We start from the raw sequence: 11,327 nt of genomic DNA, 5'->3' as shown, positions 1-11,327 counted from the left end.
CCTCGGCTGCCCCGGCGGCCTCGGCCGCCCGCTGGACGGCGTCGGCGGCCGGGGCCGGAACGGTGCCGTCCGTATCGGCACCGCCGGTGGCCTGCCGGAGCGCCTCGTCCACGGCGGTCGCCGCGCCCTCGGCGGCCCGCTGGGCCTGCTTCGCCCGCTCGGCCAGGTCCCGGGCGCGCCGGGAGCGCTCCAGCATCCGGCGCAGGGCGGTGGCCTGGGCGAGCACGGCCATGGCGGCGGCGTAGGGGTCGCCGGCCGTCTCCCGGCGCAGCTCGGCGAACTCCACCGACTCCACCAGCGAGGTGATGATCTGGTGGTCGACCAGCCGGGACGGGTCCATCTCCGCGCGTTCGCGCAACCGCGGGCTGACCTTGTAGGCGGCCAGGAACGCATCGGTCAGGAGGTCGGTGGGACAGGCGTAGCGCTCGTTCAGCTCCTCGGCCAGCTCGCGCAGTCCGGCCGACTGCTCGTAGGTGTCCCGCCAGGTGATCTGTTCGAACCGGTCCGCGACCACGACCGCGGTGTGCCGCGCGGGAGCGGCGGCGGACCGGTCCGGCCACGTCCCGGCCGGGCTCAGCGGCTCGTCGGGCCTGCTCGGTGTCGTGCCCACGGGCCTGACCCCCCGGTGTTCAGAGCTGGGCCTGCACCGTGCTCGCGTCCACACCGAGGGCCTCGGTGAGGACACGGGCGCGGACGGCGCGCTGGCGGCCGGCGACCCGGTCGATGGCGGCGGTGGAGCGGCCGGCGCCCGCCGCCTCCGCGCGCAGCGTCTCCAGCCGCTTGCCCGCCATGGCGAGCCTGTGGTGGGCCGTCTTGATGACCCATTCGCTCAGCGCCTCGCGGGACTGCCCGGCCATGGCGTCGAGCTGGGCGTCCAGCTCCTCGATGGTGTCGGCCAGGTCGAGGGCCTCCTTGGCGTCGGGGTTGACCAGTTGCAGCACCTCCCGCTCGACGGCCGGGCGTTCGGCGGGGGAGTCCCACAGCACGTGGGTCAGCACCGACAGGTCGGTTTCGGTGACCGCCGGGCGGCCGTCGAGGTAGGCGGACGCCTGGAGCAGGCCCACCGCCTGCCGCCACCGGCGGTCGGAGGCGATGAGTTCCTTGCGGCGCAGGGCGGCCCGCAGCGTACACACCGCGTCCACGATGACGTCGGGCACGTCCACGGCCGGTACGGCTTCGGCCACGGCCCGCCGCAGCGCGGCCAGCTCGACCGTGGTCCGCGCCGGTGCCACCGGGCGGCTGACGGCGGAGCGGATCAGCGCGGCGAAGTTCGAGGGGTCCGCCAGGTAACCGACCTCGATCCGCACCAGCAACCTGTCGTAGATCGCGGCCGAATCCTCTCCGTCGGGCAGTTCGTTGCTCGCCGTGATCGCCCCGATGAGGGGGCAGCGGATCGGCTCACCGCCGTTCTCCGGGTGGTAGATCCGCTCGTTGAGAAAGCCCAGCGTCTCGTTCAGCGCCGCCGTGGAGCACTTGAAGATCTCGTCGATGAACGCGATATGCGCGGTCGTGGCCCGGCCGTCGTAGACCTGGCGGTACTCGCCCCGCGCCAGCGCGGCGACGTCGATGGGACCGAACATCCTCGTCGGCGCGGTGAACTTGGACAGGAGGATCTCCCAGTAGGACGCCCCTTCGACCCTGCCCGTGAGCTCCCGGGCCAGCTCGGACTTCGCCGTCCCGGGCGGGCCGAGCACCAGCGAGTGCTGTCCGGCCAGCAGCGTCACCACCAGCGTCCGCACCGCATCGGCCCGCTCGTAGAAACGGTCCGACAGCTCGTCGGTGATCGCCCGCAGCCTCTTGGCCGTGTCCTGCGCGTCCTGCGCGCCCATACTCAACTCCATGTCTGCGGCACCTTGTCGGATCTCCTGTTCCGTACGTGACGCTGCGCGCCGGGCGGGGACTCGTCCCGGGCCGGACCACCGGCCGAGGGCCGCCGCCAGGGTGTCGGGGTCCGCTCCTGACCAGCGGCCGGCCCGCCGGAAGGGGAGCCGGTTGCGATAAGATACACGAGTGGATCTAAAGCGCGGGCGGACAACGGACGGGGGCGGGACGGCCCCGGCGGCAGAACGGGACGCCGACCGCGGCAGGGCATCGCGCCGCCGCGGCTCCCGGCTCGAGGACGCGATCCTCCACGCGGCGTGGGACGTGCTGGTCGAGCACGGATACACCGGCTTCACCTATGAGGCGGTCGCCACCCGCGCCGGCACCAGCCGCGCCGTGCTCTACCGGCGCTGGCCGCAGCGCGAGAATCTGCTGCTGGCCACTCTCACGAAGTTCTGGCAGCCCATCGCGGTGCCCGACAGCGGCAGCCTCCGTGGCGACGCGATCGGCTTCCTGCGCAACGCCAACGCCGACCGCGCACCCGCCGTCACGATCATGGGCGTGCAACTGGCGGACTACTTCCGCGACACCGGGACCAGCTTCGGCGAGCTGCGCGAGACCCTCGGCCCCCCGGGCCGTCCGACCGCCTTCGAGACGATCGTCACCCGCGCGGTCGAACGCGGCGAGCTGCCCGACACCCCGCGCTCGCCCCGCGTCGTCAACCTGCCGTTCGACCTGCTGCGCCACGACATGCTCACCACGATGCGCGCGGTGCCCGACGCATCGATCGTCGAGATCGTGGACGAGGTGTGGCTACCACTGCTGACGGCGCCCGGAATCCTGCCCGGCGGCAACGGCGGCAACGGCGGCAACGGCGGCAACGGCGGCCACGGGCGGGCCGGGTCTCCGGACGGCGCCCGGTGCGCCTCGCCGCCATCGGCACGGTCCGGCCGGTGACGGCCCCGGACTCCGCACCGGGTGCGAGGCGCACGCTCTGCCGGGCGCCGGTCGGTCAGTTGACGGCCAGCACCGCCTTGGTGTTGGTGGTGTCCGAGTCGAAGGCGAACTCGCCCCACTCGGGGTGGATGCTGACCGCGCCGGTCGCGCCGGGCACCACGGTGTCGATCCGCACCGAGAAGTCGTACGAACGCTCCGTGTCCTGCAGCACCCAGTACGGCAGGGCGCAGTCATAGCGCGGGGCGCCCGTCCGCTGCGGGTAGTAGCCGCCGGAGAGGGTGTGCGGGGTGCAGTCGGAAGGGGCGCCGGTGACCGTGGTGCCCGCGGGGACGATCAGCCGGACATCGGCCACCGGGTCGCCGGAGCCGCGCGGGCCGGGTCGGTGACCAAACCGCGCGTCGGTTCCGTGGGCGAGGCCGAGGAGTCCGCGGCGCGCACCGCCGCCGGCCCGCCGGCGTCCGGACCCGGCGGCCACCGGATCGCGCGGACGCCGGCTTCCGGTCGCTGAACACGGAGCCCCCGGTGCGCGAGCGGCTGCACGGCCGGCTCGTACGGGAACCGGCCGCCACCGGCGGGATCGGGGGGTGAGGATGTGGTGCCAGGGGCCGCCGAGTGTGCCTATATTGAGCCGGCCCGGTCGGTGATCAAGATTCTGGCACCTGGCCGCCGTCCCCTTCGCACGCCGAGGACCCGAACCATGACCCAGCCCGAGCCGCTTCCCTCAGCGGCAGCCACCCCGGCCCCCGCCGAGCCCCCCTCCCGGCCGTCCCTCCCGGGCCTCCCGGACCTCCCGGACAGTCACGTGGACGCCGTGGAGCTCAGCGGCCCGCGATTCCAGACCGAACCCGCCCAGGTGTACCGGGAGCTACGGCAGCGGCACGGACCCGTGGCCCCCGTGCTGCTCCACGGCGGCGTGCCGGCCTGGCTGGTGCTCGGCTACCGCGAGGTCCTCCAAGTGACCCAGGACGCCGCGCTGTTCAGCCGCGATTCCTCCCTGTGGCGACTGTGGAGCGCCATTCCCGAGGACTGGCCGCTGCGGCCCCTGATCGGCGAGAAGCAGGAGTCCATCCTCTTCACGGTCGGTGAGGTCCACCGCAAGCGTGCCGACGCCGTCAACGAAGCGCTGTTCGGTATCGATCCGTTCGCGCTGCGCGACCGGTCCGAGCGCATCGCCGACACGCTGATCGACGGCTTCTGCGAGCGGGGTTCGAGCGATCTGATCGCCGAGTACGCCCGGCAGCTCCCGGCACTGGTCCTCGCCTACTTCTTCGGCTTCTCCGACAGCGAGGCCGATGAGGTCACCCACTCCATCAACGACATGATGGACGGCGCGGAAACCGCCGTGGAGTCCCAGGCCGCGTTCTACACCGCCTGCCGGGAACTGGTCGCGGCCAAGAGGGAACACCCCGGAGCGGACGCCACCTCCCGGCTCATCGCCTGTTCCCCGACGGGTTCGGAGGAGGAGATCGTCCAGGACCTCATGGTCATGTTCGCGGCGGCCCACCAGCCGACGGCCGAGTGGATCGGTAACACGCTGCGGCTGATGCTCACCGACGAACGGTTCGCCCTGTCGCTGTCCGGCGGCCGCCGCAGCGTCGGATGGGCGATGAACGAGGTGCTGTGGGAGGACACCCCGTCCCAGAACGTCGCGGGCCGCTGGCCCACCCGTGACACGGTCCTCGGCGGACAGCGGCTGCACGCCGGAGACCTGCTCGTCCTCGGCTTCGCCGCTGCCAACACCGACCCCCAGGTGCGCCCCGACCCGGCCGTCTCCACCCAGGGGAACAGCGCCTTCCTCTCCTTCGGCCACGGTGAACACGGCTGCCCGATGACCGGCCGGGAGAGCGCCGAGACCATCGCGAGGGCCGGTATCGAAGCCCTCCTGGACCGGCTCCCCGACGTCGACCTCGCGGTGCCCGCGCAGGACCTCCTCTGGCGGCCCTCGCCGTGGATGCGCGGCCTGTCCGCCCTTCCGGTGCGGTTCACCCCCGGCCCCCGCACGCTCGGCTAGATCTCCCGGTACGCGGCAAGGCCCCGCACGCGGTCGGTGGCCGGCCGGAGCGCGCGATCGGGGCGGCACACCTCGCATACGTCCACATCCGGAGCCCCCAGCAGCCCGGCGGCCTCGGCGGTGGTGATGCGGGTGTGCTCGAGGCGGGCCTGCCAGCAGTCGCGGCGGTGAAGGCGGCGTGCGGGGTCGTCGGGCCCGTACTGGTGCAGCTTCTCCAGGAGCCACTGCCGTCCGGCGATCTCCCCGTCCCTGGGTACCACGCTGTAGTCCTCACCGGGGACCGGGGCGACCCGGTCGGCGGCGAGGGTGATGGCCGTGGGCGCCCCCGCGGGCCGGCTGTGCCCGTCGGCGTCCTCGTACCGCGTCGGCATGATCGCTTCGGCCTGGCACCACCACTGGCCGTCCGGGGTGCGGGTCCAGCCGGTGACGATGACGTCCAGTTCCTGGCCGTCCGGGAGCACCGCACGCGCCCATGGCCCGGCCTTCGACCGCCACTCTTCCGCCTGCACGATTCGTATTCTAGTTCGAATACCGGCGCCGGCCGACCGGGGTGTGCCGTCCCCCTCACCCGGGCCGGGCCCGGCCCGGTGGCCGTTCCCGGAGGGCGTGCCCTGGCGCGCTTCCGGGCCGGGGAAACGCGGGAGACGCGTGGGCGACATGTGGGGACGCGCGGGGACAGGCCGGGGGTGCCGGTGTGCGGCGGTCCAGATCGCGGACAAGTGGTCGATGATGGTGATGGCGGTGCTGGAGCGGCCCACCACCCGGCGAACCGCGCTAGAGCAGGCTGAGCGTCCGCATCGCCTCGCGTTCGACGCGCGAGAGCTCGTGGAGGAGGGAACCGGCCCGCACCAGGTTCTCCGCGTCGCCGGATTCGCCTGCCGCCGCGACGAGTGCGGCCACCTGGGTCCAGAGGGCGGCGGCCTCGGTGTACAGGGTGTGGCCGGTGCGCAGGTGGCTGCTGTCGATCAGCTGGGCGCATTCGGCGAGGAAGTCCCGGTAGAGATTGCGGAACAGGGCGCCGCCGGTGCCGGCCCTCTCCATGAGGGCGGCGGCCCGTGGCAGGTCTTCCCCCGGATCGTCGCTGCGCCGCAGCCACTTCGGCACTTCCCTGGCGGCCTTCTCGATGCCCCGGTGGCTCAGGTTCCCGATGGGCGGGTTCAGGAAGGCGTCGGCACAGGTTCTGATCGCGGGGATGATCCGGTCCCGCGGTGGTGTCGGATCGCCGGGCGCTGTGATGGTGAAGGAGCGGTGCCTGGCGGTCATGGGGCCGCGCTCGGCCCTGGCCCTGGCCAGGCCGGCGAGGCTGGTGGAGACGGCTCCGCCCTGCGGGCCGGTGTCCACCAGGTAGGCGTCCTGTTCGTCGTAGCCGTACATGGCCACGATGTGCCCGCCGAAGTGCGCCTTGGTGGTGAAGTAGTCCAGGTGGTAGCTGTCGAGTTGCAGGCCCACCGGCCGGCCGGCGTCGATGGGTGCCGCCACGTTCTGCCATGCCTTGCGTGGCGAGGTGGTCTCCCCGACCAGCAGGTCGAGCCCGAGGGCGGCGGTCAGGTTCCTGGTGAGCTCGAACGGCTTGACCCGGCCTCCCAGGAAGGGAAAACCCATGGCTTTGCTGTCCCAGTAGACGAAGGACAGCCCGGAGCCGAGCCCGAACAGCATGGGCTCGGACAGGTCGAGTCCCTCATGCCGCAGCAGCACGCCCAGCGCCGTCGTCTCGCAGTGCTGCATGCCGCGGGCATCGATGTCCTTCACCATGGCCATGCCGCTCATTCTCCTCGGTCACCTGACGACGACGTTGCGGACGAGCGTGCCAGACCACCGCTTCCCGGGCACGATCCGCCGGACAGGCCCCAGCGGAACACACACCACACAAGATCGAAACAGTCTGACGGAACCTTCCTAGGGTCGGGGGTTCTTGCGCACCCAGCCCCGGCGGGCGTCCGGGCCGCGCCGCCCGGCGGCGGCACAACGAGGGCACACGCGCCGGATGCCGTCGGCCGCGCCGCCTGACTCGGGGAGGGCGTCGGTCCACTCCACACCCGGGAAACGGAATAGCTGTGACCGGTGAAGGGACAGCCCGCACACGGTCTGGTTCATCCCCTGCTCCCACGCGTGTGCCTCACCCGCGGGCAGCCAGCGTCCGTCCTCCTCGTCCCACCACCGGCCGGAGGCGGCCACCGCATGGCGTCGTGTCCTCGTCACGGCCTCCGGGTGCCCCCGAGGGTCACGATCATGCGATGCGGTCAGGGCCCGCCGCCGCTGGGGGCGGCGGCCGAGCAGGAGACCTCCCGGGACCTCCCGCACCGAGACGCAGGGGCTCTCGTTCCGACGCAGGGCTCCCGCGCCGAGACGGAGGGCTCCCGTTCCGGTGGACACCGCACCACGGCGGCGGGGCGGGCCCCACACCGGCGGGCCCCGTACCAGGGCTTCCCCTGGCCCCGGGACGGGCCGCGGCGGCGTCCGGCGCCCGGGGCGGGTGGGCGAGAGACGAGAATGGGGATATGGCTGTCACCTCACGTGCTTCTTCGTTCAACGAGGCCGCCGCCCAGTACGCCGCGAACCGCCCTTCCTACCCGCCCGCCGTCTTGGACGCCGTCGAGGAGGCCATGGGGCGCCCCCTCGCGGGCGCCCGCGTCGCCGACGTCGGCGCGGGCACCGGCATCGCCACCGCCCTGTTGCACGAGCGCGGCGCCGATGTGGTCGCCGTCGAGCCGGGTGCCGGCATGGCGACGCAGTTCCGCCGCACCCTTCCGGACGTGCCGATCGTCCGGGGCGACGGAAACGCGCTGCCACTCGCCGATGCCTCCCGCGATCTGATCACGTACGCGCAGTCCTGGCACTGGACCGACACGGATCGGTCCGTTCCCGAGGCGCTGCGCGTCCTGCGCCCGGGAGGCGCGCTGGCGGTCTGGTGGAACACGACCGCCTTCGACGTGCCGTGGACCGCTGCCCAGGACGAGCGCATCGCGGCCCACTGCGGTGTGCGGCCCTCTCCCCGGACGCGTCCCGACGACAGCCGCGCCGTCCGGCTCGCGGGGCTCTCGGGCCTGCGCTGTGTGCGTCGCCACGTGCGCTGGAGCCGGACCGTTCCCCTGGACACGCACCTCGCCAACATCACCAGTTACTCGGCGTTCATCGTCCTCGGCGAGGCCGGCACCCAGGAGTTTCTCGCCGACGAGCGCGATCGGCTGCGTGAGCTTTTCCCGGACGGGAGGGTGGAGGAGGCCTACCTGGTCGACCTGCTGGTGGCCATCCGTCCCTGACGCTGATTGGGGCGGGCAGGGGCGGGCGCACCTGGTGGCCGATCAGCCCGGGGGTGGCCCGGGGCGTCGAAGGGGCGCGACTTCCTCGCGCGCACTTCCGTACTCCCGTAGGGGAGTTCACGCATCGGCGCGCTGCCCGGCCGGCTCACCGGGCTCGGCGGCAGCGCCCCGCCGTGGACCCGGCGGACCACCCGCTCACCGGCACCCGTGCCGGGCTTGCGCGGGCGCCATCCGCGCGGACCGGTGCGTACCGGGCCGGGCTGATGGCGTCTTCGCCGCCGGTCAGGCGGTGGTGGCGGGGGTGCGGAAGTAGTGGCCCTCCTCGAGGTCCTCGAGGAGGCCGGGCTGGGTCGGCTGCCAGCCCAGCAGTTCTCGGGTCAGGGTGTTCGACGAGGGGGCGTCGAGGCCGAGGAAGCGGCTGAGCCAGGTGAAGTGTTCGGGCGCGGCCTCGGGGGCCACTGACGTCACCGGGAGGCCGAGTTGACGTCCGATCACCTCCGCGATGTCGCGGATCGGGACGCCCTCCTCGGCGACGCCGTGCAGCACCGATCCCGCCGGGGCCTTCTCGACCGCCAGGCGGAACAGCCGCGCGGCGTCGAGCCGGTGGACGGCCGGCCAGCGGTTGGTCCCGTCGCCGACGTGGCCGGAGACACCCTTGGCCCGGGCGATGGCGACCAGGGCCGCCATGAAGCCGTTGTCTCCTTCACCGTGGCAGGTCGGCGACAGGCGCACCACGGAGGAGCGTATGCCGCGCGAGGCGAGAGCGAGCACCGCCTGGGCGGTGGCCCACCGGATCGAGACGGGTGAGTCGTCGATCGTGGGCCTGTCCCGCTCGGTGGCCACGCGTCCGGGCAAGAGGCCCACCAGGCCCGAGGCGAGGACGAAGGGGCGGTCGGTACCGGCGAGCGCGTCGCCGAAGGCGTCGACGGCGCGGCGATCGGCCTCGGCGGCGCCCTGGAAGTCGCCGGTGAAGGCGGTGTCGTGCTTGAAGGCGAGGTGGATCACCCCGTCCGACGCGGCGGCGGTGTTGCCCAGGACGTCGAGGTCGTCGATGGTGCCGCGGACCACTTCCGCCCCGGCGGCGGTGAGGGCGTCGGCGGAGGCGTCGGAGCGGGCGAGCCCGACCACCTGGTGCCCCGAGCCGATGAGCTCGGGAACGACGGCGGAACCGATCCAGCCGGACGCGCCGGTCACGAAAACGCGCATGGGTGACCCCACAATGTCGATGTCAGTTACTGTCATCGAGCCTAGCATCTGATGTCAGTGACTGTCTTCGCATGTCTTCGCATGTCTTCGCACGCCTTCGCGCGTCTTCGCATGTCGTTGCACGGGATCCTTGGCCGGGTGTCCAGGCCAGGGCGGACCTGACCTGGACACCCGTGGTCACGTCACCGTTATCCGGTCGATGTCGGGCGCCCACCCGGAGGGGTTGGCGATGGTGATCCTGTTGCCTGTACCGGCGTCCAGGTCGAGGCGCACCGTGGAGGAGCCGGGGGTCGACCAGTCCGCGGTGGGAGCGAAGTCGACGGTCCGTGGCGGGCCGCCGTTGACCTGGATGGTGGCCGAGCGGGCGACCGCCGTGGCGTAGTGGACGGTCACCGGCGTGGTGCCGCCGTCGCCGCCGTCGACACGGTTGAAGGTGAGGGTGGCGCCGTTGCCGAGGTAGCCGACCTTGGCGCCGCCGGAGCAGCCCGCGCAGTCGGCGACCGCGGCGGTGCCGGTGAGGGTGTTGCCGTCGGCTTCGGCTTCGTACCCGGCCGGGTCGGTGGTGCCGCCGGAGCCGCCGGAGCCGACGGTCATGGCGCCCAGGTCCAGCCAGCCGTCCGCCTTCTGGCCGGAGTTGGCGAAGCGCAGCTTCTTGGCGTTGGGGCTGATGTCCTCCAGGGGGTTCTTGGCCTTCATGACGAGGCGGTAGTCACCGGAGGCGACGCCGGAGAGGTCCACGGTCGTGTCGAAGTACCGGGCGCGGCCGTAAGTGAGGTAGGTGGGGTCGGAACCCACGCCCCAGTCGGGGAAGGCGCGGATCTTCGCCGGCATGACCGTGCGCAGGTCCCAGGGCGTGGCCCAGGACGTGACGACCTTGCCGGAGGAGTCCTTGAGGCCGAGGCTGACCGTCCAGGGGTAGTAGAACGGGGCGACGCCGTTGTTGCTGATCCGCACGCCGACCTTGGTGCTGCCCTGTGCGGTGTCGTGGAAGTAGGCGTGGTCGACGCCGAGGTCGTAGCCCATCAGCCGGACGGCGGCCGCCACCTTGGGGTCGGTGGGGGAGTAGCCGGCGCTGCCCTCGTTGATCTTCCAGGTGGTGTGCTCGAGTTCGAGGCAGGCTTTCATGTCGTCCACCTCGCCGGAGCCGCCGGGCCAGTTGTCGAAGGCGGTGGACTGGATCTGGGGCCGCACCTCGCCGCCCATGGAGGCGGTGATCCAGCGGTTCTCCACGCCGTGGTCGAGGGCCTTCTGCAACTGCGCGTAGGAGGCTCCGCCCATCGATGCCGGCAGGGTGACCCCGGCGAGCGGACTGCCCTCGCGGAAGCAGAAGGAGTCGTCGTGGTAGCCGACGGCCGGCAGGTCGTCGGCGGCGCCGCCGGCCGATTCCGGGTACCTGACCTCGATTTTGGTGTGGGTGAAGGCTTTGTCGTAGGCCCGGATGATCTCGGCGCCGTGGGCGTCGGTGGGCATGTAGTTCGGGTACGAGTCGTTGGAGGTGTCCGTGTCGTAGGGCCAGGTGTGCCACTCGCCCCACAGTCCGATCAGCCCCATGTGGATGAAGCCGATGCGGGGGTCACCGTCGTAGCGGGCGCCGAACGCGGCGATGAAGTCCTTGAGCGCGTCCAGCAGGTACGGGCTGTCGTAGTCGGGGCTGATGGTGTTCCAGTGGGTGTTGACGCGGTTGTCGACATGTCCGTCGAAGCACGGCGGGATGGCGTTGGCGGGGTGGCTGCCGGTGCCGTCGGGATACTCGATGTAGAAGCGGATGGCGGCCTGGTTGCCGTAGGAGGCGGTCTCCTTGAGCGCGCTGTCCAGCGCGCCCCAGTCGTAGTGCCGGCAGTCCGACGCGTCGTTCATGACCTCGGACAGGCCGAAGTAGCTCCAGGTCAGCGAGTGCGGGTAGCCCGTGTTCTGATCGCTTCCGGGCTGGTAGAAGCGGGCGAAGCCCTTGAGCGGGTTGTCCAGCGGCGCGTCGGCGCGGCCGAGGGCGTGGGCCGGGAGCGAGGGGTCCGGGTCCGGGCCGGGCGCCGGGCGTTCGGGCGCGCCCTGGGCCGAACCGGCCGCGGCGCCGG

Annotated in this window: 10 protein-coding genes and 1 pseudogene; 3 read left to right on the top strand and 8 right to left on the bottom strand. The window is 72.4% G+C overall.

The window, feature by feature from the left end; all coding sequences use genetic code 11:
* Positions 1 to 610, bottom strand: a pseudogene (locus AXW62_RS37360) (hypothetical protein); the annotation flags it as partial.
* Positions 611 to 629: 19 nt separating this feature from the next.
* Positions 630 to 1,829, bottom strand: a complete 1,200-nt coding sequence (locus AXW62_RS37355; protein WP_060948299.1) for an AAA family ATPase — start codon at positions 1,827 to 1,829, stop codon at positions 630 to 632.
* 181 nt (positions 1,830 to 2,010) lie between these two features.
* Between AXW62_RS37355 and AXW62_RS37350 the strand changes: the two genes are divergently transcribed.
* Positions 2,011 to 2,778: a TetR/AcrR family transcriptional regulator gene (locus AXW62_RS37350; protein WP_079115974.1), complete on the top strand. Its 768-nt coding sequence runs from the start codon at positions 2,011 to 2,013 to the stop codon at positions 2,776 to 2,778.
* A 55-nt stretch (positions 2,779 to 2,833) separates the two neighbouring features.
* Here the strand turns inward: AXW62_RS37350 and AXW62_RS37345 are convergent, their stop codons facing one another.
* Positions 2,834 to 3,130, bottom strand: a complete 297-nt coding sequence (locus AXW62_RS37345) for a hypothetical protein (protein ID WP_174556476.1) — start codon at positions 3,128 to 3,130, stop codon at positions 2,834 to 2,836.
* A gap of 345 nt (positions 3,131 to 3,475) precedes the next feature.
* On the opposite strand from AXW62_RS37345, the gene AXW62_RS37340 reads away from it, so the two are divergent.
* Positions 3,476 to 4,789 (top strand): cytochrome P450, encoded by a 1,314-nt coding sequence (locus AXW62_RS37340; RefSeq protein WP_244502761.1) that lies wholly within the window; start codon positions 3,476 to 3,478, stop codon positions 4,787 to 4,789.
* On the opposite strand, the gene AXW62_RS37335 is transcribed toward AXW62_RS37340, so the two are convergent.
* The 3 genes from AXW62_RS37335 to AXW62_RS46480 all read right to left on the bottom strand — a co-directional run bounded on the left by AXW62_RS37335 (position 4,786) and on the right by AXW62_RS46480 (position 6,988).
* On the bottom strand, positions 4,786 to 5,298 hold the full coding sequence (locus tag AXW62_RS37335; RefSeq protein WP_060948297.1) for a DUF6233 domain-containing protein: 513 nt from the start codon (positions 5,296 to 5,298) through the stop codon (positions 4,786 to 4,788). The two genes, AXW62_RS37340 and AXW62_RS37335, sit on opposite strands and share 4 nt — an antisense overlap.
* Positions 5,299 to 5,563: 265 nt before the next feature.
* The gene (locus AXW62_RS37330) at positions 5,564 to 6,547 is read right to left on the bottom strand and encodes a BtrH N-terminal domain-containing protein (protein ID WP_060948296.1); all 984 of its coding nucleotides are present in this window, start codon (positions 6,545 to 6,547) and stop codon (positions 5,564 to 5,566) included.
* 138 nt (positions 6,548 to 6,685) lie between these two features.
* Positions 6,686 to 6,988, bottom strand: coding sequence for a hypothetical protein (locus tag AXW62_RS46480; RefSeq protein WP_079115973.1), 303 nt, complete (start codon positions 6,986 to 6,988; stop codon positions 6,686 to 6,688).
* A 299-nt stretch (positions 6,989 to 7,287) separates the two neighbouring features.
* Between AXW62_RS46480 and AXW62_RS37325 the strand changes: the two genes are divergently transcribed.
* The gene (locus tag AXW62_RS37325) at positions 7,288 to 8,049 is read left to right on the top strand and encodes a class I SAM-dependent methyltransferase (protein WP_060948295.1); all 762 of its coding nucleotides are present in this window, start codon (positions 7,288 to 7,290) and stop codon (positions 8,047 to 8,049) included.
* A gap of 282 nt (positions 8,050 to 8,331) precedes the next feature.
* Here AXW62_RS37325 and AXW62_RS37320 read toward each other — a convergent pair whose 3' ends face one another.
* Together AXW62_RS37320 and AXW62_RS37315 are read right to left on the bottom strand one after the other, a co-directional pair.
* A complete protein-coding gene (locus AXW62_RS37320; protein WP_060948294.1) occupies positions 8,332 to 9,255 on the bottom strand; it encodes an SDR family oxidoreductase in 924 nt (307 codons plus the stop codon).
* Between the two features lie 177 nt (positions 9,256 to 9,432).
* On the bottom strand, positions 9,433 to 11,327 hold a 1,895-nt coding region (locus AXW62_RS37315), incomplete at its 5' end, for a DUF4832 domain-containing protein (protein ID WP_060948293.1).

Origin of the sequence: Streptomyces hygroscopicus subsp. hygroscopicus (assembly GCF_001553455.1) — a bacterium.
Classification (GTDB): domain Bacteria; phylum Actinomycetota; class Actinomycetes; order Streptomycetales; family Streptomycetaceae; genus Streptomyces; species Streptomyces hygroscopicus.
The sequence above is the reverse complement of the archived record's forward strand: the minus strand, read 5'-3'. Positions and strand labels throughout refer to the sequence as shown.

Coding starts and splice junctions, on each gene's coding strand:
- AXW62_RS37355 (WP_060948299.1), bottom strand. CDS start 1,829: ATGGGCGCGCAGGACGCGCAGGACACGGCCAAGAGGCTGCGGGCGATC.
- AXW62_RS37340 (WP_244502761.1), top strand. CDS start 3,476: ATGACCCAGCCCGAGCCGCTTCCCTCAGCGGCAGCCACCCCGGCCCCC.
- AXW62_RS37330 (WP_060948296.1), bottom strand. CDS start 6,547: ATGGCCATGGTGAAGGACATCGATGCCCGCGGCATGCAGCACTGCGAG.
- AXW62_RS37325 (WP_060948295.1), top strand. CDS start 7,288: ATGGCTGTCACCTCACGTGCTTCTTCGTTCAACGAGGCCGCCGCCCAG.
- AXW62_RS37320 (WP_060948294.1), bottom strand. CDS start 9,255: ATGCGCGTTTTCGTGACCGGCGCGTCCGGCTGGATCGGTTCCGCCGTC.